Source organism: Micromonospora sp. NPDC047762, assembly GCF_043204655.1.
GTDB lineage: Bacteria > Actinomycetota > Actinomycetes > Mycobacteriales > Micromonosporaceae > Micromonospora.
Genome location: NZ_JBIDCQ010000002.1, coordinates 155,040 through 180,916, shown reverse-complemented (window position 1 = coordinate 180,916; position 25,877 = coordinate 155,040). Strand labels below are relative to the sequence as shown.

26 protein-coding genes are annotated in these 25,877 nt (G+C 71.2%); 8 read left to right on the top strand and 18 right to left on the bottom strand.

Annotated elements, in window-relative coordinates:
- Positions 1 to 28: 28 nt before the first annotated feature.
- From ACGF3C_RS06335 to ACGF3C_RS06325, 3 genes are all read right to left on the bottom strand, one after another.
- The gene (locus tag ACGF3C_RS06335) at positions 29 to 238 is read right to left on the bottom strand and encodes a DUF397 domain-containing protein (protein ID WP_130405275.1); all 210 of its coding nucleotides are present in this window, start codon (positions 236 to 238) and stop codon (positions 29 to 31) included.
- A 248-nt stretch (positions 239 to 486) separates the two neighbouring features.
- A complete protein-coding gene (fahA, locus tag ACGF3C_RS06330) occupies positions 487 to 1,683 on the bottom strand; it encodes a fumarylacetoacetase (protein WP_393219398.1) in 1,197 nt (398 codons plus the stop codon).
- A complete protein-coding gene (locus tag ACGF3C_RS06325; RefSeq protein ID WP_357228291.1) occupies positions 1,680 to 2,549 on the bottom strand; it encodes a hypothetical protein in 870 nt (289 codons plus the stop codon). Before ACGF3C_RS06325 ends, fahA begins: the two co-directional genes overlap by 4 nt.
- A 94-nt stretch (positions 2,550 to 2,643) precedes the next feature.
- On the opposite strand from ACGF3C_RS06325, the gene ACGF3C_RS06320 reads away from it, so the two are divergent.
- Entirely contained in the window at positions 2,644 to 3,810 is a 1,167-nt protein-coding gene (locus ACGF3C_RS06320; RefSeq protein WP_357228289.1) for a cupin domain-containing protein, read from the top strand.
- On the opposite strand, the gene ACGF3C_RS06315 is transcribed toward ACGF3C_RS06320, so the two are convergent.
- The 4 genes from ACGF3C_RS06315 to ACGF3C_RS06300 are packed head-to-tail and all read right to left on the bottom strand — an operon-like array spanning position 3,807 to position 6,582.
- Positions 3,807 to 4,835: a tetratricopeptide repeat protein gene (locus ACGF3C_RS06315; protein WP_393219394.1), complete on the bottom strand. Its 1,029-nt coding sequence runs from the start codon at positions 4,833 to 4,835 to the stop codon at positions 3,807 to 3,809. The two genes, ACGF3C_RS06320 and ACGF3C_RS06315, sit on opposite strands and share 4 nt — an antisense overlap.
- Before the next feature lie 10 nt (positions 4,836 to 4,845).
- Positions 4,846 to 5,331, bottom strand: coding sequence for a 2-C-methyl-D-erythritol 2,4-cyclodiphosphate synthase (gene ispF / locus ACGF3C_RS06310; protein ID WP_393220728.1), 486 nt, complete (start codon positions 5,329 to 5,331; stop codon positions 4,846 to 4,848).
- Positions 5,332 to 5,344: 13 nt separating this feature from the next.
- Positions 5,345 to 6,040, bottom strand: coding sequence for a 2-C-methyl-D-erythritol 4-phosphate cytidylyltransferase (gene ispD / locus ACGF3C_RS06305; protein WP_393219391.1), 696 nt, complete (start codon positions 6,038 to 6,040; stop codon positions 5,345 to 5,347).
- Positions 6,041 to 6,096: 56 nt separating this feature from the next.
- On the bottom strand, positions 6,097 to 6,582 hold the full coding sequence (locus ACGF3C_RS06300; RefSeq protein WP_203148040.1) for a CarD family transcriptional regulator: 486 nt from the start codon (positions 6,580 to 6,582) through the stop codon (positions 6,097 to 6,099).
- Between the two features lie 328 nt (positions 6,583 to 6,910).
- Here ACGF3C_RS06300 and ACGF3C_RS06295 point away from each other — a divergent pair, with 328 nt between their 5' ends.
- Positions 6,911 to 7,603, top strand: a complete 693-nt coding sequence (locus ACGF3C_RS06295) for a hypothetical protein (RefSeq protein ID WP_393219387.1) — start codon at positions 6,911 to 6,913, stop codon at positions 7,601 to 7,603.
- Positions 7,604 to 7,612: 9 nt separating this feature from the next.
- Here the strand turns inward: ACGF3C_RS06295 and ACGF3C_RS06290 are convergent, their stop codons facing one another.
- From ACGF3C_RS06290 to ACGF3C_RS06275, 4 genes are all read right to left on the bottom strand, one after another.
- The gene (locus ACGF3C_RS06290; protein ID WP_393219384.1) at positions 7,613 to 8,263 is read right to left on the bottom strand and encodes a hypothetical protein; all 651 of its coding nucleotides are present in this window, start codon (positions 8,261 to 8,263) and stop codon (positions 7,613 to 7,615) included.
- 31 nt (positions 8,264 to 8,294) lie between these two features.
- Positions 8,295 to 9,353 carry a type III polyketide synthase gene (locus tag ACGF3C_RS06285; RefSeq protein ID WP_393219381.1) on the bottom strand — a complete coding sequence of 353 codons (1,059 nt, stop codon included), beginning with the start codon at positions 9,351 to 9,353 and terminating at the stop codon, positions 8,295 to 8,297.
- Between the two features lie 85 nt (positions 9,354 to 9,438).
- Complete coding sequence (locus ACGF3C_RS06280; protein WP_393219378.1) at positions 9,439 to 10,605, bottom strand: acyl-CoA dehydrogenase family protein; 1,167 nt, start codon at positions 10,603 to 10,605, stop codon at positions 9,439 to 9,441.
- Between the two features lie 40 nt (positions 10,606 to 10,645).
- Entirely contained in the window at positions 10,646 to 11,419 is a 774-nt protein-coding gene (locus ACGF3C_RS06275; protein ID WP_357228270.1) for a methyltransferase domain-containing protein, read from the bottom strand.
- Between the two features lie 46 nt (positions 11,420 to 11,465).
- Here ACGF3C_RS06275 and ACGF3C_RS06270 point away from each other — a divergent pair, with 46 nt between their 5' ends.
- The 4 genes from ACGF3C_RS06270 to disA all read left to right on the top strand — a co-directional run bounded on the left by ACGF3C_RS06270 (position 11,466) and on the right by disA (position 16,084).
- The gene (locus ACGF3C_RS06270; protein WP_357228268.1) at positions 11,466 to 12,305 is read left to right on the top strand and encodes a UbiA family prenyltransferase; all 840 of its coding nucleotides are present in this window, start codon (positions 11,466 to 11,468) and stop codon (positions 12,303 to 12,305) included.
- Positions 12,306 to 12,445: 140 nt separating this feature from the next.
- Positions 12,446 to 13,225: a hypothetical protein gene (locus ACGF3C_RS06265; RefSeq protein WP_393219373.1), complete on the top strand. Its 780-nt coding sequence runs from the start codon at positions 12,446 to 12,448 to the stop codon at positions 13,223 to 13,225.
- Between the two features lie 85 nt (positions 13,226 to 13,310).
- Positions 13,311 to 14,768: a DNA repair protein RadA gene (gene radA, locus ACGF3C_RS06260; protein WP_393219370.1), complete on the top strand. Its 1,458-nt coding sequence runs from the start codon at positions 13,311 to 13,313 to the stop codon at positions 14,766 to 14,768.
- 131 nt (positions 14,769 to 14,899) lie between these two features.
- Positions 14,900 to 16,084, top strand: a complete 1,185-nt coding sequence (gene disA, locus ACGF3C_RS06255) for a DNA integrity scanning diadenylate cyclase DisA (protein ID WP_030327921.1) — start codon at positions 14,900 to 14,902, stop codon at positions 16,082 to 16,084.
- Between the two features lie 6 nt (positions 16,085 to 16,090).
- Here disA and ACGF3C_RS06250 read toward each other — a convergent pair whose 3' ends face one another.
- The 3 genes from ACGF3C_RS06250 to ACGF3C_RS06240 all read right to left on the bottom strand — a co-directional run bounded on the left by ACGF3C_RS06250 (position 16,091) and on the right by ACGF3C_RS06240 (position 17,995).
- Positions 16,091 to 16,807 (bottom strand): hypothetical protein, encoded by a 717-nt coding sequence (locus ACGF3C_RS06250; RefSeq protein ID WP_393219366.1) that lies wholly within the window; start codon positions 16,805 to 16,807, stop codon positions 16,091 to 16,093.
- A gap of 106 nt (positions 16,808 to 16,913) precedes the next feature.
- Positions 16,914 to 17,486, bottom strand: coding sequence for a peptide deformylase (locus ACGF3C_RS06245; RefSeq protein ID WP_393219363.1), 573 nt, complete (start codon positions 17,484 to 17,486; stop codon positions 16,914 to 16,916).
- The gene (locus ACGF3C_RS06240; RefSeq protein WP_357231013.1) at positions 17,483 to 17,995 is read right to left on the bottom strand and encodes an ACT domain-containing protein; all 513 of its coding nucleotides are present in this window, start codon (positions 17,993 to 17,995) and stop codon (positions 17,483 to 17,485) included. Before ACGF3C_RS06240 ends, ACGF3C_RS06245 begins: the two co-directional genes overlap by 4 nt.
- 96 nt (positions 17,996 to 18,091) lie before the next feature.
- On the opposite strand from ACGF3C_RS06240, the gene ACGF3C_RS06235 reads away from it, so the two are divergent.
- Positions 18,092 to 19,003 carry an A/G-specific adenine glycosylase gene (locus ACGF3C_RS06235; protein ID WP_393219359.1) on the top strand — a complete coding sequence of 304 codons (912 nt, stop codon included), beginning with the start codon at positions 18,092 to 18,094 and terminating at the stop codon, positions 19,001 to 19,003.
- Between the two features lie 218 nt (positions 19,004 to 19,221).
- On the opposite strand, the gene ACGF3C_RS06230 is transcribed toward ACGF3C_RS06235, so the two are convergent.
- The 3 genes from ACGF3C_RS06230 to lysS all read right to left on the bottom strand — a co-directional run bounded on the left by ACGF3C_RS06230 (position 19,222) and on the right by lysS (position 24,244).
- Positions 19,222 to 21,765 carry an ATP-dependent Clp protease ATP-binding subunit gene (locus tag ACGF3C_RS06230; protein ID WP_355005940.1) on the bottom strand — a complete coding sequence of 848 codons (2,544 nt, stop codon included), beginning with the start codon at positions 21,763 to 21,765 and terminating at the stop codon, positions 19,222 to 19,224.
- A 513-nt stretch (positions 21,766 to 22,278) separates the two neighbouring features.
- Complete coding sequence (locus ACGF3C_RS06225) at positions 22,279 to 22,623, bottom strand: Lsr2 family protein (protein ID WP_036392792.1); 345 nt, start codon at positions 22,621 to 22,623, stop codon at positions 22,279 to 22,281.
- A gap of 112 nt (positions 22,624 to 22,735) precedes the next feature.
- A complete protein-coding gene (lysS, locus tag ACGF3C_RS06220; protein ID WP_393219355.1) occupies positions 22,736 to 24,244 on the bottom strand; it encodes a lysine--tRNA ligase in 1,509 nt (502 codons plus the stop codon).
- Between the two features lie 88 nt (positions 24,245 to 24,332).
- Here lysS and ACGF3C_RS06215 point away from each other — a divergent pair, with 88 nt between their 5' ends.
- The gene (locus ACGF3C_RS06215; protein WP_393219352.1) at positions 24,333 to 25,073 is read left to right on the top strand and encodes a class I SAM-dependent methyltransferase; all 741 of its coding nucleotides are present in this window, start codon (positions 24,333 to 24,335) and stop codon (positions 25,071 to 25,073) included.
- A gap of 35 nt (positions 25,074 to 25,108) precedes the next feature.
- Here ACGF3C_RS06215 and ACGF3C_RS06210 read toward each other — a convergent pair whose 3' ends face one another.
- A complete protein-coding gene (locus ACGF3C_RS06210; RefSeq protein WP_355005943.1) occupies positions 25,109 to 25,867 on the bottom strand; it encodes a type III pantothenate kinase in 759 nt (252 codons plus the stop codon).
- Between the last annotated feature and the right edge of the window lie 10 nt (positions 25,868 to 25,877).

Sequence of the window (25,877 nt, the reverse complement as noted above, 5' to 3'; positions counted from 1 at the left end):
TCGTCGTCGACCGGCGCCGAAGCGCCGGTCAGCGCTCGAAGCGACCGGCCCGAATCGCGCCGATGAACGCTGTCCACCCCGGCGGGCTGACCGCGAGTGTGGGACCGGTCTGGTCCTTGGAGTCGCGGACCCCGACCAGACCATGGACGTCGACCAGGTTGTCCGCCACTTCCACGCAGAGCCCCTGGTCGTTTGAACGGCTACTGGTACGCCAGACCGCGCCCGCAAGATCGTGCATCGTCGTTACCTCCGTGTGCGTCGGGATTGCCCCACCGCTGTGGACGGGCATTGGGCCCGGCCCGTGTGGGACCACTTGATCCGCGTGACCAACGGCGCAACGAGGGCTCTTGATCGCACCCGCTGTGCGATCAAGAGTCCCGTGAACGAGACGACTCGAAGACCAGATGGTCAGAGCACTCCGGAGGGGTCGCAGTAATCCGACTCAGCAGAGGAAAGCCGCTGCTGGGCTGTGCCGCGGCGGCGGCTTCAACGGGCCGGACGAACCGTGCCGGACACCTCGCCGAGGGCGATTGTGGTGCCGTCCGGGCCGGGCGCCGTGGCGGTGATGGTCACCGTGTCGCCGTCGTCGAGGAAGGTACGGCTCTCGCCGCCCACGGTGACCGGTTCGGCCCCGCCCCAGGTCAGTTCCAGGAAGGACCCGACCTGTCCCCGTTGCGGGCCGGAGACGGTCCCGGAGGCGTACAGGTCACCGGTGCGCAGCGAAGCCCCGTTGACGGTGAGGTGCGCCAACTGCTGGGCGGGGGTCCAGTACATGGTGGCGAACGGAGGCTCGCTGACCTGGTCGCCGTTCCACTCGACCGACAGCCGCAGGTCCAGGCCCAGGTGCGGCACGTCCCGCAGGTAGTCCACCACCGGCGGGTCCTGGTCGGGGGCCGCCACGTTGGCGTTGCCGAGGGCGTCCAGCGGCGTCACCCAGGCCGAGACCGAGGTGGCGAACGACTTGCCGAGGAACGGGCCGAGCGGCTGGTACTCCCAGGCCTGGATGTCCCGGGCCGACCAGTCGTTGACCAGCACCACACCGAAGACGTGTTCGGCGAAGTCGTCAACGGAAACCCGATCGCCCAACGCGCTCGGTACGCCCACCACGAATCCCACCTCGGCCTCGATGTCGAGGCGTACCGATGGGCCGGTGACCGGGCCCTCGGCGGAGGCCCGCTGCCCGGTCGGCCGGGTCACCGGCGTGCCGGAGACGACCACCGTGCCGGCCCGCCCGTGGTAGCCGATCGGCAGGTGCTTCCAGTTGGGCAGCAGCGGCGGCTGGCCGGGGCGGAAGATCTGCCCGACGTTCGACGCGTGGTGCTCCGAGGAGTAGAAGTCGACGTAGTCGGCCACCTCGATGGGGAGCAGCAGCTCCACGTCGTCGAGGGACACCAGCAGCGGCTCCACCGCGCCCCGGTGCGCCTGGTCGGTCAGCAGCTCGGTGATCCGCTGTCGTACCGCCGTCCACTGCGGTCGACCCAGGGCCATGAAGTCGTTGAGCACGGGCCGGCACAGCGTGCCGGCGGCCAGCACCAGCTCGGCGGCCTCCGCCGCCGCGAGGTCGAGGACCCAGGATCCGATCCGTACGCCGATCCGCGAAGGACCCCCGTCCTGCCGGAACACCCCGTACGGCAGGTTCGTCACCCCGTACGGCGAACCGTCGGCGCCGGTCACCCAGGTCATGCGTCGTAGCCCCCGTTCACCAGCCCAAGCCGGATCAGATCGGTCAGTGGTTCCAGGATGCTGCACGAGCCGAAGCCCACCCACAGGGGGCGAGGCCCGTCCAGCCGTGCCGTCGTGCGCTCCACCAAGGGGCGCGGGTCGACAACTGTGAGCAGCTCGGCGACCGTGCGCACACCGTCACCCTCGGCGGCGGCCAGGGTCGCGGCCAGCACGTTGGCGTAGCCGTGGTGGGTGAACCCGGTCTCCGGGTCGAGGTGTCGGATCGCCTGGTGCAGCCCGGCGGTGAGCTTGAACGGCAGGCCCCGGTCCCGGCAGGCGCAGATCACGGTGGCCAGCTCGGTCGGGGTGGGGAAGAGTTCGGCGGCCAGGCCGCCGGTGCGGAACTTGGCCGCGATCGGCACCCCGTCGGCCCGCGCGGCGACGAGCACGTCCAGTGCGCCCATCAGTCCGAAGGTCAGCGGCAGTTCGGCGTAGACGGTTTCCACGCCCGGTAGCGCGTCGGTCAGCCGCAGCAACTCGGCGATGCCGGGCAGCGGGTCCTCGCCGCGCTTGGCAACCGCCACCTCGACCTGGCGCGCCGCGACGCCGTCGGGGGCGAGGAACGACAGCGCGAACGGCAGGTTCCCGATCCCGGTGTCGCCGATCACGCCGACCACCAGGCCCTCGCCCGGGTCGACGAGACCGGTCAGCTCACCGGCGGCCACGTCCGAGGCGGGGATCAGCAGTGGGCCGACCAGGGCGGCGTACCAGGCGGCGCGGTGTTGGCGGTGGGCGACCAGGGCGTCGTGCAGCGCGGCGCTGCCCGGTGGGAAGACGGCGGCGTCGTCCACCAGGCCGTGGAGGAGTGCTGGCACCTGCGTTGACACGGAACAAGAATGTACGGGACGCTACGAGGAACGGACAACAGCGTCCGATTGTCGGACGCCTTCGGCCGGTGAACGGGAAATATCGGGAGGCGAGATGCCGTACTACCGCAGCATCGGCGAGGTGCCGCGCAAGCGCCACACCCAGTTCCGGCAGCCCGACGGCAGCCTCTACGCCGAGGAGCTGATGGGCCAGGAGGGGTTCTCCTCCGACTCGTCCCTGCTCTACCACCGGCACGCGCCAACCGCGATCCTGGCCGCCGACGAGTTCACCCCGCCCGCCTTCACCCGGGCGCCGAACCTGCCGCTCAAGCCCCGCCACCTGCGAACCCACAAACTGGACACCGGCGGTTCCGACCCCATCCTCGGCCGGCAGTACCTGCTCGCCAACGACGACGTACGAATCGGTTACGTCCTCGCCGACCGACCCTCACCGCTGTTCCGCGACGCCACCGGCGACCACTGCCTCTACGTCGAGTCGGGCACCCTGCGGGTCGAGTCCCCGTTCGGCGTGCTGGACGCGGTCGCCGGCGACTACGTCGTCATCCCCACCTCGACCATCCACCGGCTGGTGCCCACCGGCGACCAACCCGTCCGGCTGCTCGCCGTCGAGGCGTCCGGGCACATCGGCCCGCCCAAGCGCTACCTCTCCGTACGCGGCCAGTTCCTGGAGCACTCGCCGTACTGCGAGCGGGACGTCCGCGGCCCCGACGCCCCGCTGCTCGTCGACGGCGAGGAGGTCGAGGTGCTGGTCCGGCACCGGCGCGGCTGGACCCGTTACGTCTACGCCAACCACCCGTTCGACGTGGTCGGCTGGGACGGGCATCTCTACCCGTGGGCGTTCTCCATCCACGACTTCGAGCCGATCACCGGCCGCATCCACCAGCCACCGCCGGTGCACCAGACCTTCCAGGGGCCCAACTTCGTCATCTGCTCGTTCGTGCCCCGCAAGGTCGACTATCACCCGCAGTCGATCCCGGTGCCGTACAACCACCACAACGTCGACTCCGACGAGATGCTCTTCTACACCGGTGGCAACTACGAGGCGCGGCGCGGCTCCGGCATCGAGCAGGGCTCGATCTCGTTGCACCCGTCCGGTTTCACCCACGGCCCCCAGCCGGGTGCCGCCGAGCGATCCATCGGCGCGGACTACTTCGACGAGCTGGCCGTCATGGTCGACACCTTCCGCCCGCTGGATCTCTGCGACGCCGCCAGCTCCTGCGAAGACGAGGGGTACGCCTGGACCTGGGCGCGGTCCGTCTAGCGGATGGCGGTTCGGGTGAAGACGGCGAACTCGGCTACCGCTGTGGTGGCGATGGCCAGCACCAGGGGCCACGGGGAGCCGACCATGGCGTACACCAGCAGCAGCAGCGGCGCGGCGGCCACGGCGTAGACGGCCAGGGCCATCGCCCGGTCCGAGTGCAGCAGGGCGGGCAGGACGCTCCGGGTCAGCCCGGGCAGCCGGGCCGCAAGCTGCCACACGATGATCCCGCCGGTGAGCGCGGCGAGCACCGCCAGGACGCGGGAGAAGCCGTCGTTCGCCGACGCCGCGAACGCGACCAGCACCGCCGCCACCAGCGACCAGCCCGCGCCGTAGAGCACCAGGCGGTGCAGCCCGTACGCGAGGGTTCGTGGCGAGTCGATCCGCCTCGGGCTGACCGTCACCGCCTCGGCGACGTGCTCCAACGCCTCCGACCAGCGGCGCTGCTCCAGCCGCATGACACCCACGTCGTGGCCGGCCTCGCCGATCCGCGGGTCGAGCCGCAGCGCCTCCCGGTAGGCCCGCTCAGCCAGGTCGAACAGGTCCAGGCGGGCGGCGACCAGGCTGAGCACCAGGTGTGCCTGCGGCTCCTGCGGAGCCAACTCGACACCGCGCCAGGCCGCGTTCAGCGCCGGCTGACCGTTGCGGGCGCCGGCCAGGATCGCCGCCGCGCTCCGCTGGGCGTACGCGTCGGCCGGGCCGAGGGTGAGGATCCGGTCGGCGGTGGCCGCCGACTCGCTGTAGCGCTCCAGGTCGGCCAGGGCCATCCCCCTGGCCACCAGCGGGGGCAGGGCCTCCGGTGCGGCAGCCACGGCCGTGTCGGCGGCGGTGAGCGCCTCGGTCGGACGGCCGGCGGCCAGGTGCACCCGGGCCAGCATGGTGAGCGCGTCGACGTCATCCGGCTGGAGGGCCAACCCGTAGGCCAGTTCCCCGGCCGCCTCGTCGTAGCGGCCGAGTTCGGCGAGGAGTTGCGCCCGCTGGACGTAGCCGTCGGCGGCGGACTGGTCGGGGGCAGGGTCGCTGGACATCGCGGCGAGCTTAGGCGGCCGACGCGTCGTACACCAGGGCCACCGCGACCCCGGTCAACCCTTCCTCACGGCCGGCGAAGCCAAGCCCGTCGGTGGTCGCCGCCGAGACGGTGACCGGGGCGCCGACCGCGGCGGAGAGCACCTCCTGCGCCTCCTCGCGGCGCCGGCCGATCTTGGGACGGTTGCCGATGACCTGCACGGACACGTTGCCGATCTCCAGGCCGGCGGCGCGCACCCGACGGGCCGTCTCGGTCAGCAGAGCCACCCCGGACGCGCCGGCCCACTCCGGCTGGCCCACCCCGAAGGCGGAACCGAGATCACCGAGACCGGCGGCGGAGAGCAGGGCGTTGCAGGCGGCGTGCGCTGCCACGTCGGCGTCGGAGTGCCCGGCGAGGCCGTCCTGATCGGGCCAGAACAGCCCGGCCACCCAGCACGGCCGGCCCGGCTCGAACGCGTGCACGTCAGTGCCGATGGCCACCCGGGGAACGATCATGATCAGAGGGTACGCGTCAACCGGCCGCGGCAAGCAGATGCTCGGCCAGAGCCAGGTCGAACGGCCGGGTGATTTTCAGCGCGTACTCCGAGCCGGGCACGCAGCTCACCGCGACGCCCTGCTTCTCGACCAGCCCGGCGTCGTCCGTGAGGGAGTCACCGGCGGCGGCGTGGGCGGCGCTGAGCACGACCCGACGGAAACCCTGCGGGGTCTGCACCGCGCGCAGTGCGGAACGGTCGACGGTGCCGAGCACCACCCCGTCGGCACCGACTTCCTTGATCGTGTCGACGACCGGCAGGACCGGGATCACCGCGTCGCACCCGCCTCGTACCGCCGCCGCGACGGATTCGACCAGCTCAGGCGGCGTGAGCGCCCGGGCGGCATCGTGCACCAGGACGATCGTCGGACCGGGGGGCACCGCGGCCAGCGCGGCGGCCACCGACGCCTGCCGTTCGGCACCACCGGGCACCACTGTCACCGGGGCGACCCGGACCAACAGCTCGCGGACGGCCTGCATCTCGGCGGCCGGCGCGGCCACCACGATGGTGTGCACCGACGGCGCGGCGGCCAGTCGACGCACGGCGTGCACCAACAGCGGTTCACCGGCGAGCAGGCGCAGCGCCTTGGGTCGGCCGGGGCCGAGCCGTACGCCGGCACCCGCCGCAGGCACGAGGACCGCGACGTCACCGCGCGGATTGAGCTGCGCGGTCACGTCGCGGTCCTCGGTGGTTTCTTCACTACGAAGTGGGTACGACGATGCTGTGCGGACTAGGCCTCGGTGAGGACCTTGTCGAGCAGCGTCTCCGCCTCGTCCTTGGTGCTCTTCTCGGCCAGCGCGACCTCGCCGACGAGAATGTCACGGGCCTTGGCGAGCATCCGCTTCTCGCCCGCAGACAGGCCCCGCTCCCGCTCCCGGCGCCACAGGTCACGCACGACCTCGGCGACCTTCAGCGGGTTGCCGGAAGCCAGCTTTTCCAGATTGGCCTTGTAACGCCGCGACCAGTTGGTCGGCTCCTCGGTGTGCGGAGCCCGCAGAACGTCGAAGACCTTACCGAGGCCTTCTTCGCCGACCACCTCGCGCACACCCACGATCTCGGCGTTCTCGGCCGGCACCCGGACCGTCAGGTCACCCTGCGCGACCCTCAGGACGAGGTATTTCTTAGGCTCGCCCTTGATGACCCGAGTCTCGATTGCCTCGATGAGTGCGGCCCCGTGGTGGGGGTAAACAACGGTCTCGCCGACACTGAAAACCATAGGTTCGAAACCCCTTTCGCTGTGTCTAGGGTAACACGGTCAGGCACTGATGTCTCTCCGATGTCCTGACCATTGGCGCAGCTCAGGGGCCCTGTGAGAGGTCTTGCTTCAGCTTGACAGGCAGTCAAACCGATGGTTCGAACACGCTCCGTAACGAGCAAATGACTGCCCGGTACGGGTGAACAGAACGTCGAGATCAAGGGCTATGCGCTCCTCCCATGGTAGCCCGGCCAGCAGGACCGCGCCCAGATGTAGCGCGAGGAGCCCCTGGTGCGCGACCCTGGAGACCGAGCCGCACTCAGCTCTCGAGACGCTTCCAGGGGGTCCGATGGGCAAGCCGGACGCAGAGGGTCACGGGCCAGCCGACGGCCTGCCCGGCCTACCGCCCGAATGGGGCCGCGTGGTGGTTCCCGACGACGCCTCCGCGCTGGCCGCCGAGGCCGCTCAGATCCGCCGTGAGCTGCGCCGGGCCGACGGCCTCCCGGGCGGTCACCGGGCCCTGGGCCTACCGCTGGCGGTCCTGTTGGTGGCGGTCCTCACCACGCTGGCCGGCCTACTGGCGGTCACCTGGCCACGCGCCAACCGCGACGCCGACCGGCCGACGCCGGCCCCCTACTCGCCACCCGCGACCCTCGCCGGCCGGGCGCTGCCCGCACTGGACCTGGTTGGCGCGGACGACAAGCCCGTGCCACTGCGCGGCCTGCTACCCGCCATGATCATCCTGCTGGACGCCTGCCCCTGCCCGGACCGGGTCACCGACGCCCTGGCGGCAGCGCCCGCCGGCGTCTCCGTAATCACCGTCACCGGAGGGCGGGCGGTGCCAGCCCGGCCCACCATTGAGCGGCAGGCTCGCGCCCTGGCCGACCCCGCCGGGGGCCTGCGCTCGTTCCTGGGCCAGCCGGCCCGCTCCGGCGCCGCGACCGCCCTGCTCGTCGACCGGGCCGGCATCGTGACCCGAGTGCTGCCCGAGGTGGGCACCAGCGACTCCTACCGGAGCGACCTGAGCGCCCTCGCCGCCTGAGCGGCAGTGCTAGCGAGGGGGCAGGGCGACTAGCTGCGCCTGGATGTCGATGGGCCGGTCGACTGCCGACAGCGACAGCCGGAACGGCCCGGCGCCGGGCAGCACCTCGGCATTGGCGACAGTGCCGTCGCAGTCGATGCGCACCGGACCGTTGATCTTGGCTCCGTCGGTAGTAACCGCCAGCGCGCCCGGCCGGGTGCACCGGTACTGGAGCAGATAGCGGGAGCCGTCGTCGCTGGCCTGCCGGGTCACTTCCTGGCCAGGAGCGAGCTCCCGCTCCTCCCGCCAGATCGTCATTTGGAACGAGGGCAGCTCACCCGCGGGAAAGAGCACCGCGGGATCGCCCTCGATGTCGGTGATCGAGCCCGTCGCCGGGTCGAGCACCACGTGCGAGCCGTTGCGCACCCGGAGGACCTCGCCGGTGTTCGGGTCCAACCTCACCGTCACCCGCTCGTCGGGCTCCTCAGCCACGAGGAGACGTTCCATCGGGGTGCTGACGCTCGGCCCGACCGATGGCACCGCCGCCGCCGACGGGACAGCCGTCCCTGCCGTCGACGCGGGCGCGGCGGCACGCCACCACCAGCCGCCGACGACCAGAACGGCCGCCGCAGCACCGAACAGCACCACGGAGCGCAGCCGGTCGTCCGCCGTCACATCCACCCATTGAGCGTACCGGCCGGCCCGACGAGGTTCAGCCCTGTCGATCGAGCAGGGCGGCGTACAGGGTGAGGCCGGGGCCGAAGGCCAACATGACGACGCGCCGAGCCGCCGGTGTCGCCCGACCCAACCGGTCCAGGATCAGCAGGACGGTCGGCGACGAGCAGTTGCCGTGCTCGTCGAGCGTCGCGCGGGACGCCGCCAACCCCTGCGGTGGCAGCGCCAACTCCCGTTCGACGACGTTGAGGATCCTCGGCCCGCCCGGGTGCACGGCCCAACCGTCCACCTCGGAGCTGGTGAGGCCGTGCCGGGCCAGCAGATCGTCGACCAGCCCCCGGACGTGCCTCGACAGCACCTGCGGCACCTTCGGCGACAACCCCATCCGGAAGCCGGCGTCGGTGACGTCCCACGTCATGTGGTCAGCCGTCGAGGTGTCGGTGACGGCGGTAACCTCACGCAACGCGTACCCCGGGCCGCCCGGCGTGACCACGGCGGCGACCGCCGCATCCGAGAAGAGCGCGTGGGAGACGATCTGCTGGGTGTCCACCCTGGCGCTGGACGGCTGGATGTGCAGGCTCGTCAGCTCCGCGCACAGCAGCAGCGCCGGGCGCCCCCGGGCGGTGACGAAGTCACTCGCCGCGCCCAGCCCCGGCAACGCCGCGTAACAGCCCATGTGGCCGATGACCATCCGCTGGGTTTCCGCAGCCATGCCCAGGTCCCGGGCGAGCAGGATGTCCAGCCCGGGGGTGGCATAGCCCGTGCAGGAGCAGACGATGAACAGCCCGATGTCGCTGGCGCTCAGCCCGGCTGCGGTCAACGCGCGACCCACCGCCTCCTTGCCCAACGGCAGCGCCTCCACCTGGTAGCGGCGCATCCGGCGCTCGGTCGGCCAGTCGGAAACGTCCTCCAACAGCGGGTTGACCGCGGCCTGCCGCCGGGTCACCCCCGAGTTGGCGAAGATCCGCTGGGCCAACGACCTGGTGGTGCCGGTGAAGTGCCGGGAGAAGAAGCCCTCCCACAACTCGTCCTGCGAAGCGGACGGCGGCTGCGCTGTCCCGAGCCCCGCGATCACTGGTACGGACACGATCCCCACCTCTCGTCAGATGCTGTCCTCCCCCTGGCCGTCCCACCAGCCACGTCGGCTGGTCGTTTCTTCGTGCGAGCCCGGTGGCGCGGGCTCACCAACGTGGTGCCGATCCGTCACGATCCGGGTCGCCGCCCAGCGCCGCGATGCCGAGCCAGTCGGCGCAGACATCAGACGTGGCCGGGTGCAGCGAGCCGCAACGGGCGTCGCGGTAGAGCCGCTCCAGCGGATGACCACGGCGGGTGGCCGAGGTGCCCGCCGCCTCCAACACCGACGCCGCCACCTCGGCGGCCGTGGTGCCAGCGAGCAGCTTCGCCCGCCACACCCAACGGTTGGTCTCCTCGTCACCGGGCGCCTCGTCCACCCGGCGGGCCGCCTCGGCAACCAGCAGTTGCGCGGCGGCCGTCGCCGCGTCCGCCCGACCCAGCCTGGCCCGCACCGCCGGCAGACCGGCCAGGTTGCGGGCGTTCAGGTGCTCGGCAGCCGCGTCGATCGCCGCGCGGGCGACCCCCACGTAGACGGCCGCGTAGCTGGCCACCAACCAGTGCGGCATCAGCTGCGCGACCACCAGCGCAAGCCCCTCCACCCCGCCGAGCAGCCGGTCGGCGGGCACCGAGACGTCCAGGTGCAGGTCGTGGGAGGAGGTGGCGCGCATGCCGAGCGAGTCCCAGGTCGGCTCCACGGTCAGCCCGTCGCCGGCCGGCACCAGGAACTGCGACACCACCGACTGGTCGGCCGCACTGCGCGCCGCCACCAGGTAGCCGTCCGCGTGCCCGGCCCCGGAGCAGAAGGTCTTGCTGCCCTTGAGGTGCCAGCCCCCGTCGGTCGGCTCGTACGCGGTGGTGAGCTGGGACAGCCGGGCACCCGCGCCCCGCTCGCTCATCGCGACCGCGTACCAGGAGCCCTGCGCCGCCGCGCTGAGCAGCCGGTCGCGGGCGGCCAGCGCCTCGTCGGGTACGCCCAACGCCTCGGCCAACTCCTCGGTGACAGCGCCCAGCGCGCCGGTCACCGAAGCGTGCATGTTGAACACCAGGGCAGTCGCACCGTTGCCCCGGGCAAGCTCAGTGGCCACCGCTGCGTACTCGGCGAAAGTGGCGCCCAGACCGCCGAGCGCCCGGGGCACCATCAGCCCGAACAGGCCGGCCTCGCGCAGGTCGGCGAAGTCGTCCACGGGGAAGGAACCGTCCCGGTCGTGCTCGGCCGCCCGCGCGGCGAACCGCGGCGCCAACCGGCGTGCTGCCTCAAGCGCGTGCACCGTCATCTCGTTCCTCCTCGGCGTTCCATACCCCGCCACGGCCTGACTATCCTTTGCGGACCCCCCGGCCCTGGTAGAGCACGGCGGTGGAGCGGGTCGGCACGATGCGCGGCGCGCGGCCGACGGGCACGGCACCGGCCGTTCGGCTCGCGCGAGCGCGGCGCAGCAGCCAGGCGAGCATGCCGCCGACCTGCGGACGGATGCCCCGCAGACTCAGGTCGACACCGTGTCGGGCGCACTCGGCCACCAGCGCCTGGGCATCCACGAACAACTGTGGATCGTGGATGCCGCGGGGCACCGTCGGCAGGCGCTCGGCGATCCGGACCGCGACGAGCCGGGCCAGCGCCGTGTCGTTGAGGGTGTCCAGCACCAGCACGCCGCCAGGGCGCAGCAGCCGACACGCCTCGGCCACCGCGCGCGGCCAGGCCGGCACGTGCTCCAGCAACTCACCGGCCGAGACCACGTCGGCGCAGCCGTCAGGCAGCGGCACCGCCGTGGCGTCACCCTGGACCACCCGCACCCCGTGCTCGGCCGCCTGGACGAGCGCCGAGCGGGTCAGATCCACCCCGACGTGGCGGTAGCCCTTGCCCGCCAGGTGCGGCGCGAGCAGGCCGGCGCCGCAACCCAGGTCGACGAGCAACGCGTCCGGACGGGTGGCCGGCGGCACCAGCGCGGCACGGGCCTCAGCCAGCCAGTGCAGCATCGCGAACGCACCGTCCGGCCGCCACCACTCACCGGCCAGATCGTCGTACTGACGCGGATCGTTTCGCGGCAGCACCCTCGGACCGGTGGACGCCCCGGCCGCAGCCACGTCTCGCATGGAACCGAGCGTGGCACGACTGCTCGGTAACGACCAGACTTCCCTTATGTCGTCGAGGGTGTTAGGGCTGGTCAGAGCGAGCCATCCGGAACCGGCCGCAGCGGTGACCACGGTGGCCGGTCTGCTGGCCTGGGGAGTGGGCCACCGGCCGACCGGAATCGTCTCGGTGGTGCTCGCCGTGCTGGCCAGCCAGCTCGCCGTCGGCTGGACCAACGACGCGCTGGACGCCGAGCGGGACGCCACTGTGGGGCGTACCGACAAACCGGTCGCCAGTGGTGCGGTCGGTCGGCGCGTCACGGCCTGGGCCGCCGCGGTGGCCGCGGTGGCCTGCCCGCTGCTGGCGCTGACCACGAACCCGGTGGCGGCCTTCTGGCTGACGCTCGCCCTGGTCTCCGCCCTGCTCTACGACTGGCCGCTCAAAGCGACCGCGTTCTCGGTGCTGCCCTACGCCGTGTCGTTCGGCGCGCTGCCCGCCTTCGTGGTGCTGGCGCTGCCCGGCCAGCCGTCCCCGCCGGTCTGGCTGGTGACGGCGGCGGCCTGCCTGGGCGCCGGCGCCCACTTCGCCAACGTGCTGCCCGACCTGGCCGACGACGCCCGCACCGGCGTGCGCGGCCTGCCCCACCGGCTCGGTGCCGCCGGCAGCCGGGTGGCCGCGGCGGGTCTCCTCCTCGCGGCGACCGCGACACTGGTCCTCGGGCCACCCGGGCCGCCGTCGGCGATCGGCTGGGCGGCGGTCGGCACGGCCGCCGTGGTGCCGCCACTGAGCTGGTACGCCGGACGCTCGGCGATCCGGGCCGGCCGGCGGCCGGTGGCGGCCTTCCGGGCGGTGATGCTGGTGGCCCTCATCGACGTGGTTCTGCTGGTGGCGAGCGGTCGGGTGGTGTGAACGCCACCCGGGCAGGTGGCATTGCCGGGTCCGCGTGCGGGCCTCGATCAGTCCCAACTACCCTGGAGCGCGGTCTGCGCGGGTATGGCCACCGTGCCCGGCGTACGGCCCGGGTGGGGATTGTGACGAGGAGGACCGACGTGACGCGCTCGATCAGGGGATCCCGGCGGGCGGCCCTGTTGCTGTCCGGGATTGCGGCGGCCAGCCTGCTGGCTTCGGGATGCGGCACCGGTCAGATCGCCGAGACCGCGTTGAAGGAGGCGTCGGTCCAGGGCGTCAACCTCACGACCAACAACGGTTCCTTCTCCGTGCGGGGCCTGCTCGTGGACTACCCGGGCACTGAGGGTTACAAGGCCGGGCAGGACGCGGGGCTCGGCGCCGTGATCTACAACGACTCCAAGGAAACCGTGACGGTCACCGTCACCACGGAGAGCGCCCGCGAGGTGGTGATCAGCGGCGGCTCGGCGAGCCCGTCGCCGTCCGTCTCGGAGTCCGCCTCCATGAGCCCGTCGCCGTCCGGTTCGGCCAGCCCGTCGAACTCGACGTCCGGTTCGCCGAGCCCGTCGGCGACGCCCTCCGAGACCGGATCGTCCTCGGCCACCCCGTCCGCCCCGGAGTCGGCGCGGGCGTCCGGTTCGGCCAGCCCCGCCGCCCCGGGTCAGCCGGCCCGGATCGAGCTGGCGCCGTTGAGCTACATCCAGTTCAACTCCGAGGCCACCACGCAGCTGCGGCTGATCGGCCTCACCGAGGCGCTGCGCTCCGGCCAGAACGTCGTCGTGACCTTCGACTTCGGCAACGGCAACACGGTCACCGGGCAGGCGCCGGTCGCGGTGCCGCTCACCCCGGCGGCCCCTCCGTCGCCGATCATCGAGCGCGAGGGCGGCTACGAGGGCAACGAGGGCGGCACGACCCACGAGTGACCCGACCCGCACATCGACGAACGCCCCGGCGTGGTGACCACCACGCCGGGGTGTTTTCGTCGTACGCGAGGGCTAGCGTCCTGATGTGACCACCTCCCGATCGACAGCTCCGCGTGGCGGCACGGCCGGTGCCGCCCGTGGTCGGTCCGCCGCCCGCGAGCCGCGCCCGGCCTACCAGTGCGACGCCTGCGGGCACCAGCCGCCCAAGTGGGTGGGACGCTGCCCGGAGTGCGGCGAGTGGGGGGCCGTGGTCGAGCACACGGTGACCGGCCCGACGGTCTCCGGTCGGGTGGTCAGCTCCCGGATGCCGTCCGAGCCGGCCCGACCGATCGCCACCATCAGCGCCGCTCCGGCCCGCGCGGTGCCCACCGGGGTGAGCGAGCTCGACCGGGTGCTCGGCGGCGGCCTGGTCCCGGGTGCCGTGGTGCTGCTCGCCGGCGAGCCCGGGGTGGGCAAGTCGACCCTCCTTCTCGATGTGGCACAGCAGTGGGCGGTCGGCGCCGGCAGCCCCTCGCTGGTGGTCAGCGGCGAAGAGTCGGTCAGTCAGGTGCGCCTGCGCGCCGAGCGGATGGGCACCCTGCACGAGCGGCTCTACCTCGCCGCCGAGAGCGACCTCGGCTCGGTGCTCGGTCACCTCGACGCGGTCAAGCCGGGCCTGTTGGTGCTCGACTCGGTGCAGACCATCTCGACCACCGGCACCGAGGGTGTGCCCGGTGGGGTGACCCAGGTCCGCGCGGTCACCGCCGCGCTGGTCTCGGTCGCCAAGGAGCGGGGCATCGCCACCGTGCTGGTCGGGCACGTCACCAAGGACGGCCAGGTGGCCGGGCCTCGGGTGCTGGAGCACCTGGTCGATGTGGTGCTGCACTTCGAGGGCGACAAGCACTCGTCGCTGCGCCTGGTGCGCGGCGTGAAGAACAGGTTCGGCGCGGCCGACGAGGTCGGCTGCTTCGAGATGCACGAGGGCGGCATCAGCAGCCTGGCCGACCCGTCCGGGCTGTTCCTGACCCGCTACGCCGAACCGGTCCCGGGCACCTGCGTGACGGTGGCCATGGAGGGGCGGCGCGCCCTGGTCACCGAGGTGCAGGCGTTGATCGGCGCGACCGTGGCGGGCTCTCCCCGGCGCACCGTCTCCGGTCTCGACTCGGCGCGACTGGCGATGGTGCTCGCGGTGCTGCAACGGCGCACCGAACGGCTGACCCTGCACGACCGGGAGGTCTTCGCCGCCACTGTGGGCGGGATCCGGGTGGTGGAGCCGGCCGCCGACCTGGCGGTGGCTCTGGCGGTCGCCTCCGGCGGGCTCAACCTGGCGATCGCGCCGCACCTGGTGGCGATCGGTGAGGTGGGGCTGACCGGCGAGGTGCGCCGGGTCGGGGCGGTGCCGCGCCGGCTGGCCGAGGCCGCCCGGCTGGGGTTCAAGGTGGCCCTGGTGCCGCCCGGCTGCGGCCCGACCAGCACCGGTGCCGGCCCCGAGCAGATGCGGGTGACCGAGGTCACCGACGTCCGTTCGGCGCTGCACCATGCGGCTCGCGCGTCCGCCGAGTGACCCACCGTGCCGACGAGGGCGGCGAAACCGGACAGCACGTCGCAAGCGGGAAACGTTGGAAAGGGCGGCATCGTGACACATCACAGTAACCACGACAGCACCCACCGCACGGCAGTCCGTAGACTGTGCCCGTGCCGATCGACCGCGATACCACCAAGCCAGCCGGCGCGCCGCCCCAGGCCCGCACCGGCGCCGTGGGCTCGCCCGCCCGCCCGATCAGCGTGAGCGTGACTGCGGGGGCCGCCGGGAGCGCCGGAGATCCGCTACGGGCCAATCTCGCCCTGATGGCCCCGGGCACCGCGCTGCGCGACGGTTTGGAGCGCATCCTGCGGGGTCGCACGGGCGCGCTCATCGTGCTGGGCTACGACAAGGTGGTCGAGGGCCTCTGCACCGGCGGCTTCCCGCTGGACGTGGAGTTCTCCGCGACCCGCGTGCGCGAGCTGTGCAAGATGGACGGCGCTGTCGTGCTCTCCAGCGACGGCACGAGGATCGTCCGGGCGGCGGTGCACCTGATGCCCGACCCGTCCATCCCGACCGAAGAGTCCGGCACCCGGCACCGCACCGCCGAGCGGGTGGCCCGCCAGACCGGCTACCCGGTCATCTCGGTCAGCCAGTCCATGCGGATCATCAGCCTCTACGTCAACGGCCAACGGCACGTGCTCGACGACTCGGCGGCCATCCTCTCCCGCGCCAACCAGGCGCTCGCCACCCTGGAGCGCTACAAGCTCCGGCTGGACGAGGTCTCCGGCACGCTCTCCGCCCTGGAGATCGAGGATCTGGTCACCGTGCGCGACGCGGTGGCAGTGGTGCAGCGGCTGGAGATGGTTCGCCGGATCGCCGACGAGATCGCCGGCTACGTGGTGGAGCTGGGCACCGACGGCCGCCTGCTCGCCCTCCAACTCGACGAGCTGATGGCCGGCGTTGACGCCGACCGGACGCTGGTCATCCGGGACTACCTCCCCGTCGGCCGCAAGTCGCGCACCCTGGACGAGGCTCTCGTCGAGCTGGACCTGCTCGGTGCCACCGAGCTGATCGACCTGGTGTCGGTGGCCAAGGCCATCGGCTACCCGGCCGCGTCCGACGCGCTCGACGCCGCGGTCAGCCCGCGCGGCTTCCGGCTGCTGGCCAAGGTGCCCCGACTGCCGGTGGCAGTGGTCGATCGCCTGGTGCTGCACTTCGGCAGCCTCCAGCGTCTGCTCGGCGCGACAGTGGAAGACCTGCAAGCCGTCGAGGGGGTCGGCGACGCCCGGGCCCGCGGCGTCCGTGAAGGGCTGTCCCGGCTCGCCGAGGCATCCATCCTGGAACGTTACGTCTGACCCGGCTCAGCCGGTGACGGTGAGCTTCACCGGGTCGCTGAGCTTCGTGCCGACCCGGGCGAACACCTGATACGACCCGACCGGCGGGAACGGTCCTCCGGCCAGCGCGCCGTCACAACGGCTGGTGTCCCGCCCGTTCCAGGGCACCTGGTAGGAGCGCTCGAAATTCGGCGTGAAGGACTGCACGTCCGAGCCCTCGACCTTGCCGCAGGTGTCCGACGACCAGACCTTCTCGGCCCCGGACTTGATGAAGATCTCCTGGAGGTCGGCGCCGACGTTGCGACTGCACGTCCGGTCCGACGTGTTCTTGATCCTCAGTTGCAGCTCGACCACCGCGCCCCGCTGCACCGAGGTCGGGCTCGCCGACGAGACCACGCTGATCTCGCCGTCGGTGCAGGTGCCGTCGTCCTCCGAACCGGCTGCCGCGCCCAGCGGAGGTGTGTTGCTGGTGATCGCCGGGCTCGGACTCGTCGCACCCGAATCAGCGGACGCGGCCGACGACGGAGCGCCGGTCTGCGGTGTCAGCACCGGCCCGGCGGGGCCTGACGTCGCGGCGGACGTCGCCGACGGCGCCCCTCCCGCCTTCGGATCCTTGTCGCCGGAACGACCCGAACCGGTACAGGAGTAGAGCAGGACAATCAGGAACAGGAACCCCGCTCCGAGTACGACGGCGCGACGCCGCCAGTACACGGCGGGTGCCAGGGGGCCGACCGTCAGACGCATGATGCCCTCCACCGTAGCCGCGCCGTACCCGGCAGTGCGGCGCGACGCGCCGGAGCCACTCCGAGGCGCCCGGGCAACCCTCCACTGAGGACGGTCTGCCACCCGGTCACAGGTAGACCTTGCGCTGATAGACCGCGTGCGCACCGGCCACCCGGTCCAGGAAGAGCAGCCCCGCACAGTGGTCGATCTCGTGCTGCAACGCCCGAGCCTCGAAGCCGTCGGTCACCAGCCGGACCGGCTCGCCGCTGCCCGGCAGATCACCCTCCACCACCAGCCGGCTGGCCCGCTTCACATCGCCCGTCAGGTCCGGCACCGACATGCAGCCCTCCCGGCCCGGCTTCCACCGCGTCGCCTCGACCACACGCGCGTTGCACAACACGAAGGTGCCGTGCACCGTCACCGCCTTGGGGTGCCCGGTCACGTCGACGGCAAAGACCCGAGCGCCCACCCCGACCTGCGGCGCGGCCAGCCCCACGCAGCCCGGCGAAACCTTCATCGTGGCTATCAGGTCGGCCGCGAGTTGGACCGTCTCCTTTGCCGTGGGGTCGACCTCGTCCGCGGCCCGACTCAGCACCGGATGCGGGGCGGACACCACCGCCCGCACCTCACCCGGCACGTCCAGTGACTCCGGAGTCCAGTCCCCCAGGCCGACCGCCGGCCCACGCTCCTCGCCGGTCACAACAGGTCCGGGTCCGCCGGGCGGAGGGTGACCTCCACGCCCAGCTCGGCAGCCGTCCGGTGCAGCCGGTCGAGCAGAGTCTCCGCCACACCGGCCGGCAACTCGACCTCCGCCAGGACCACGTAGAGCGCACCGGTCAGCCGGGTACTCAGGTCGGTGACATTCCCCCCGGCGTCCACCAGCACCCTCGTCATCGCCGCGACGATCCCCATCCGGTCCGAACCGTGCACCGCCATCACGTACGGCTCACCCACCGGAGGAACATCGCCGTCCGGGGTGACCGCGCGTACCGTCGCCAGCAGCTGGCCCTCGGCGGTCAGCGACGCCAGTGCGGCCTCGACCTCGGCGGCGGCCGGGCCGGTGCAGATGAGGGTCATCGCGAAATGCCCCCGCAGCCGCGTCATCGTGCTGTCGGTGAGGTTCGCGCCCAGTCGGGCCAGCACCTCCGCGACGTCGGCCACGATGCCCGGCCGGTCCCGACCGATGACGGTGATCGCGAGCTCGTTCATCCGCGCATTCTCCCCCGCCCGCCGAACGAGGACGTGGCACCCCGCCCGAACCGCCCACCCAACGGGAACGCCGGGCGTGACATCATCGACGACGCCATGACTCAACCCGACTTCGCCACACTGGTCAGCCGATGGTTCCAGCAGCACGCCCGTGACCTGCCGTGGCGCGAGCCCGGCGTCACCCCGTGGGCCATCCTGGTCAGCGAGGTCATGCTCCAGCAGACACCGGTGGTCCGGGTGGTGCCGGCCTGGCAGGCCTGGCTGGCCCGCTGGCCCGACCCGGCCGCGTTGGCGGCGGACACCCCGGCCGAGGCGATCCGGATGTGGGGACGCCTCGGCTACCCCCGCCGGGCGGTCCGGCTACGCGAATGCGCTGTCGCGATCGTCGACCGGCACGGCGGCCAGGTGCCGGACCGGCTGGAGCAACTGCTCGCTCTGCCCGGCGTCGGCACGTACACCGCTCGGGCGGTGGCGGCCTTCGCGTACGGGCAGCGGCACCCGGTCGTCGACACCAACGTACGACGGGTGGTGTGCCGGGCGGTGGCCGGCGAACCGGACGCCGGGCCCGTCACCCGGCCAGCGGACCTGGTCGCCACCGAAGAGTTGCTTCCGACCGAACCGGCCGCAGCGGCACTGGCCAGCGCCGCGTTCATGGAGCTGGGCGCGGTGATCTGCACTGCCCGGTCACCGCGCTGCACCGCCTGCCCCGTCGAGTCGGTCTGCGCCTGGCGGGCGTCCGGCCAGGAGGCGCCGGCCGGGCCGACCCGTCGACCCCAGCGGTACGCGGGCACCGACCGACAGGTTCGCGGTCTGTTGCTCGGAGTGCTCCGGGACAGCACCGGACCGGTCCCACACCAGCGGTTGGACCAGGTCTGGACCGACGACGTGCAACGCGCCCGCGCCCTAGCCGGGCTGGTGCAGGATGGGCTGGTCGAACCCGCCGGCACCGACTCCTTCCGCCTGGCCGGTGACGGCCCGTCCCTGCCAACAGCAGACCTCACCACCTGACCGTCCACGGGCGCATCCTGCGCGCCAACTGACGGGCCACACGGCCGCCCGCACTCGGTGCTGGGCGCGCCGGATGCCACTACATCCAGGTTGCTGCGCGACCTTGGGAGCCGAGCCCTTCACGGGGAGCGGGACGGCGGCGGGGCGGGGTGAGGGAGCGCGAAAAGGCGGGGCCCCGGTGGCTTGCGCCACCGGGGCCCCGCCCCTTGCCGGTTGTGTTACTCGTCCACGCCCGCGGCGGCGGTGCCAGCGGCAGTGCCACCGAGGTCGGCCGGGACGGCGTCCGGAACTTCGATCGGCTTCTCCGAGCCCCGGAAAACGAGCTTGGACTTGTCGATGTCGTCCGGGTCGCCCTCGCAGTCCACCACGATGATCTGACCCGGGATCAGCTCGTTGAACAGGATCCGCTCGGAGAGGTTGTCCTCGATGTCGCGCTGGATCGTGCGACGAAGCGGACGGGCACCGAGCACCGGGTCGAAGCCCTTCGCGGCCAGGTACTTCTTGGCGTTGTCGGTCAGCTCCAGACCCATGTCCTTGTTCCGCAGCTGGCCCTCGATCCGTTGGATCATGATGTCCACGATCGAGAGGATCTCGCTCTGGCGCAGCTGGTGGAAGACGATGGTGTCGTCGATCCGGTTGAGGAACTCAGGCCGGAAGTGCTGCTTGAGCTCGTCGTTGACCTTCTGCTTCATCCGGTCGTAGGTGGACTCGGAGTCCTCCGACTGCTGGAAGCCCAGCGACACCGCCTTGGCTACGTCACGGGTGCCCAGGTTGGTGGTCAGGATGATGACCGTGTTCTTGAAGTCCACGATCCGACCCTGACCGTCGGTGAGCCGACCGTCTTCGAGGATCTGCAGGAGCGTGTTGAACACGTCCGGGTGGGCCTTCTCGATCTCGTCGAAGAGGACCACCGAGAACGGCCGACGCCGCACCTTCTCGGTCAGCTGCCCGCCCTCGTCGTAGCCGACGTAGCCGGGAGGGGCACCCACGAGCCGGGAGACCGTGTAACGGTCGTGGAACTCGGACATGTCCAGCTGGATGAGGGCGTCCTCGCTGCCGAAGAGGAACTCGGCGAGCGCCTTGGACAGCTCGGTCTTACCGACACCGGACGGGCCGGCGAAGATGAACGAGCCCGACGGGCGCTTCGGGTCCTTCAGGCCGGCCCGGGTACGCCGGATCGCCTTCGAGACCGCCTTGACCGCGTCCTCCTGGCCGATGACGCGCTTGTGCAGCTCGTCCTCCATGCGCAGCAGGCGCGAGGTCTCCTCCTCGGTCAGCTTGTAGACCGGGATGCCGGTCCAGTTGCCGAGAACCTCGGCGATCTGCTCGTCGTCGACCTCGCTGACGACGTCCAGGTCACCGGCCTTCCACTCCTTCTCCCGCTGAGCCTTCTGGCCGAGGAGCTGCTTCTCCTTGTCGCGCAGCTGGGCGGCGCGCTCGAAGTCCTGCGCGTCGATCGCGGACTCCTTGTCGCGGCGCACCTGGGCGATGCGCTCGTCGAAGTCACGCAGGTCTGGCGGCGCGGTCATCCGACGGATCCGCATCCGGGCACCGGCCTCGTCGATCAGGTCGATCGCCTTGTCCGGGAGGAAACGGTCGGAGATGTACCTGTCGGCCAGAGTCGCGGCAGCCACGAGGGCGGCGTCCGTGATCGAGACACGGTGGTGAGCCTCGTAGCGGTCCCGCAGGCCCTTGAGGATCTCGATGGTGTGGGCCAGCGACGGCTCACCCACCTGGATCGGCTGGAAGCGGCGCTCGAGAGCGGCGTCCTTCTCCAGGTGCTTGCGGTACTCGTCGAGCGTGGTGGCACCGATGGTCTGCAGCTCACCACGGGCCAGCATCGGCTTGAGGATGCTCGCGGCGTCGATCGCGCCCTCGGCGGCACCCGCACCCACCAGGGTGTGGATCTCGTCGATGAACAGGATGATGTCGCCGCGGGTGCGGATCTCCTTGAGCACCTTCTTGAGGCGCTCCTCGAAGTCACCGCGGTAGCGGGAACCGGCGACGAGCGCGCCCAGGTCGAGCGTGTAGAGCTGCTTGTCCTTGAGGGTCTCGGGCACCTCGCCCTTGATGATCTTCTGGGACAGGCCCTCCACCACGGCGGTCTTACCGACGCCGGGCTCACCGATCAGGACCGGGTTGTTCTTGGTACGGCGGGAGAGCACCTGCATGACCCGCTCGATTTCCTTCTCGCGCCCGATGACCGGGTCGAGCTTGCCCTCGCGGGCGGCCTGGGTCAGGTTACGGCCGAACTGGTCCAGCACCAGGCTGGTCGACGGCGCGGCCTCACCCGGCGCGGCGCCCGCCGCGGCAGGCTCCTTGCCCTGGTAGCCGGAGAGCAGCTGGATCACCTGCTGGCGGACCCGGTTGAGGTCGGCGCCGAGCTTGACCAGCACCTGGGCGGCGACGCCCTCGCCCTCACGGATCAGCCCGAGCAGGATGTGCTCGGTGCCGATGTAGTTGTGGCCGAGCTGCAGCGCCTCGCGCAGCGACAGCTCAAGCACCTTCTTGGCCCGCGGCGTGAACGGGATGTGCCCGCTCGGCGCCTGCTGGCCCTGGCCGATGATCTCCTCGACCTGCTGGCGGACGCCCTCCAGGGAGATGCCGAGGCTCTCCAGGGCCTTTGCCGCGACGCCTTCACCTTCGTGGATCAGGCCCAGCAGGATGTGTTCCGTACCGATGTAGTTGTGGTTGAGCATCCGGGCCTCTTCTTGGGCCAGGACGACAACCCGTCGCGCTCGGTCGGTGAACCGCTCGAACATGCCCTCGTGCTCCTCACGTGCCGTGCGCCTTGATGGTCAAGATCTTGGCGGGGCCGGTGCACGAACGTCCAGGACGGGCGTCCGTGCCTCCTTACTCTATCGTCGCTGACCGACTCCGCTGAGGTCGTGTGTCTCTGCTCTGGGTCGGTTCCACGTCGTTTTGAACAACCGTCCGCGCTCAGGAGGTGTTCCGGTAGCCCTGTCGCTACGCGCAGAGCGAAATCCGACTGACTCGACGGAAGCCCGATCCGGGGTCCCGAAGCGCTCCGGGAGGCCCCGGAGGGCGGACCGGCGGTCGCGACGAGCGCCGCGCCGACCCTTGGGGAAGGTTATCCACAGGCTGTGGACAGCTGTTCCACTGGTTGTGGACAACGCCAGTCGGCCCGGAATGCTTCCCGCCCCCGAACGGGCACGATGACGCCGCCCGGATACGGCGACGCCGGCCCGGAGGACTCCTCCGGCCCGGCGTCGGTGTCGCCTGCGGTGGCGGCTCGCCACCAAGCTGCTGACTGATCAGCGCTTCGCGTGGAACTCGTCCACGATCTCCTGCGGGATACGACCCCGGTCCGAGATGTCCTTGCCGGCCTTCTTGGCCCACTCCCGGATCGCCTTGTTCTGTTCCCGATCGGCGGTCGCGCCACCCCGACCGCGGGCAGCCCGCCCACCGATCACGACACCGCCGCGGCCGACCTTGGTGCCGGCACCCACGTACGACGCAAATGCATCGCGCAATTTCGCGGCGTTGGCGCTCGACAGGTCGATCTCGTACTGAACGCCGTCGAGGGCGAACTTGACGGTCTCGTCCGCGTCCCCGCCGTCCAGGTCATCGACCAGCTTGTGAATGATCTGCTTGGCCACGTCCCACATTCCTTTCGAGCAGGGTGCTCCTGCTAACGAGAGCACAATAACCCCCGCGCTGCTCGTCGCGTCAATAGGCTCCGGTTACGGCTCGGCGTACGAGCGGACGGGACTACTCCTGGCGGACCAACGGGAAGAGGATCGTTTCCCGAATTCCGAGGCCGGTCAGGGCCATCAAGAGGCGGTCGATTCCCATTCCCATACCGCCGGCCGGCGGCATTCCGTACTCCATCGCCCGAAGAAAGTCCTCGTCGAGACGCATCGCCTCGTCGTCGCCGCGAGCCGCGAGCTGCGCCTGGGCCACCAGCCGCTCCCGCTGCACGATCGGGTCGACCAGCTCGGAGTACCCGGTGCCCAGCTCGAAACCGAGCACGTAGAGGTCCCACTTCTCGGCCAGACCCGGCTCGCTGCGGTGGCCTCGGGTGAGCGGGCTGGTCTCCTCCGGGTAGTCCCGCACGAAGGTGGGTGCCTCAAGGCTGGGAACGACCAGTTCCTCGAACAGTTCCTCGGCCAGCTTGCCCGGCCCCCACTTCGGGTCGACCGCCAATCCCACCTTGTCCGCGTACTCCACCAGACGGGTCCGGTCGGTGCGGACCGTGACCTCCTCGCCGAGCGCTTCGGAAAGCACGCCGAAGAGTGTCACCGACCGCCACTCACCACCCAGGTCGAACTCCCGCCCGTCGGCGTGGGTCACCACCGTCGAACCGCTCACCGCGATGGCCGCCTGTTGCACGAGATTACGGGTCAGCTCGCCGATCGTGTCGTAGTCCCCGTACGCCTGGTACGTCTCCAGCATCGCGAACTCCGGCGAGTGCGAAGAGTCGACACCCTCATTACGGAAGTTGCGGTTGATCTCGAAGACGCGGTCGACGCCGCCGACCACAGCGCGCTTGAGAAACAGTTCGGGAGCGATTCGCAGATACAGATCGGTGTTCAACGCATTGCTGTGGGTCACGAACGGTCGGGCCGTCGCGCCGCCATGCAGCAGTTGCAACATCGGCGTTTCCACCTCGATGAAGCCCTGCCCGTGCAGTGAATCGCGCAGACTGCGCACCGCGGCTGCCCGGGTGCGTACCATCTCCCGTGCCTGCGGCCGGACAATCAGGTCGACATAACGCTGCCGGACGCGTGCCTCCTCGGAGAGGGGCTTGTGGGCAACCGGCAACGGTCGCAACGCCTTGGCGGTCATTTCCCATTGCTGGGCCAACACCGACAGCTCACCCCGACGGCTGGTGATCACCTCGCCGGTGACGCCGACGTGGTCGCCGAGGTCGACGAGGCGCTTCCACGCCTCCAGCCGCTCCGGCCCGACCCGGTCCAGTGAGAGCATCGCCTGCAACTCGGTGCCGTCGCCGTCCCGGAGGGTGGCGAAGCACAGCTTGCCCGTGTTGCGTACGAAGATCACCCGGCCGGTGACAGCGACCTGGTCGCCAGTCGCGGTGTCGGTGGGCAGGTCGGCGTAGGCCGCCCGGACCTTCGCCAGGGTCGTCGTGCGGGGGAAGCCGACCGGGTACGGCTCGACGCCCTCGGCGAGCATCCGGTCCCGCTTCTCCCGGCGGACCTTCATCTGCTCGGGAAGGTCGTCGGCGGGGTCCACTGGCACGGGGTTCTGCTCGGTCACGGCACGCTTCCTCGTCACGGAGATACAGGGGGTCAGGGCCGAGCGTACTCAAGCGTGCCTGAGGCCGTTACGGGATAACCTGCCCGTCATGGTCGATCACACTCACGCCCTGTCGTTCGGTGTCGCTGCGAGTGATTACGACCGGTTTCGGCCACGCTATCCCGGGGCTGCGGTCAGCTGGGCACTCGACGGGCTGAGCGAAGCCCGGGTGGTCGATCTCGCGGCGGGCACCGGCATCCTGACCCGCGCTGTGCTGGCAATGGGTCACGAGGTCGTACCGGTCGAGCCCGATCCGGGGATGCGGGCGCAGCTCGCCGCCAGCACCCCGGGCACGACGGCGCTGGCGGGCAGCGCCGAGGCCATGCCGCTGCCCGACGCGACGGCGGACGCGGTGCTGGTGGGGACGGCGTACCACTGGTTCGACCGGGGGCCCGCGCACGCCGAGATCGCCCGGGTGCTCCGCCCCGGCGGCACCTTCGCCCCCATCTGGAACATCCGGGACGGCAGCGTCGACTGGGTGGCCGAGCTGGGTCGCATCGCCCACTTCGGGGACAAGTCGACCAGCCGGGTCTTCGGCGAGCGCCCCGACTTCGGCCCCGCGTTCGACGCCGTCGAGAAGCGCGAGTTCACGCACCGCACCACGCTCACCCCGGACGAGCTGCTCGGCATGGTCCGCACCCGCTCGTACTGGCTCACCGCCTCCACCGACGATCAGCGGCGGGTCGAGCGGGAGCTGACCGACCTCCTGAACACGCACCCCGCCCTGGCTGGGCGGGACACCATCGAACTGCCGTACCGGACGCTGGTGCTGCGCGCCCGGCGGCGCTGACGCCCGCACGGAGGCCGGCCCGACGGCGGCCGGGGTCAGGTGTTGCGGTCGTAGACCATCCGCAGACCGATCAGGGTGATCATCGGCTCGTGGTGAGTGATGCTGCGACACTCGTTGATCACCAGAGAGGCGAGGCCGCCGGTGGCGATCACCGCCCGCACCTCGCCCAACTCCTCGGTCATCCGCTCGACGATCCGGTCCACCTGCCCGGCGAAGCCGAAGTACAGGCCGGCCTGGAGGCACTCCACGGTGTTCTTGCCGATCACCGAGCGGGGCTTGGTGGCCTCGACCTTGCGCAGTTGCGCGGCCCGGGCGGCCAGCGCGTCGAAGGAGATCTCGATGCCCGGGGCGAACGCGCCGCCGAGGAACTCACCACGCTCGCTGATCACGTCGAAGTTGGTGGTGGTGCCGAAGTCCACAACGATCGACGGACCGCCGTAGAGGGTGTACGCCGCCAGGGTGTTCACCACCCGGTCGGAGCCCACCTCCTTGGGGTTGTCGATCGCCAACTGCACGCCGGTCCGCACGCCCGGCTCGACGACGACGCTCGGCACCTCCGCGTAGTAACGGCTGAGCATGGTGCGCAACGACCGCAGCGCCGCCGGCACGGTCGAGCAGGCGGCCACACCGGTGATCTCGACGTTGTCCCCGGCGAGCAGACCCCGGAACATCAGGCCCAGCTCATCCGCCGTCGAGCGGGCATCGGTCTTGATCCGCCAGGAGTGCACCAGCTTGTCGCCGTCGAAGGTCGCCAGCACGGTGTTGGTGTTTCCGATGTCGATGCAGAGCAGCACGAACGCAGCC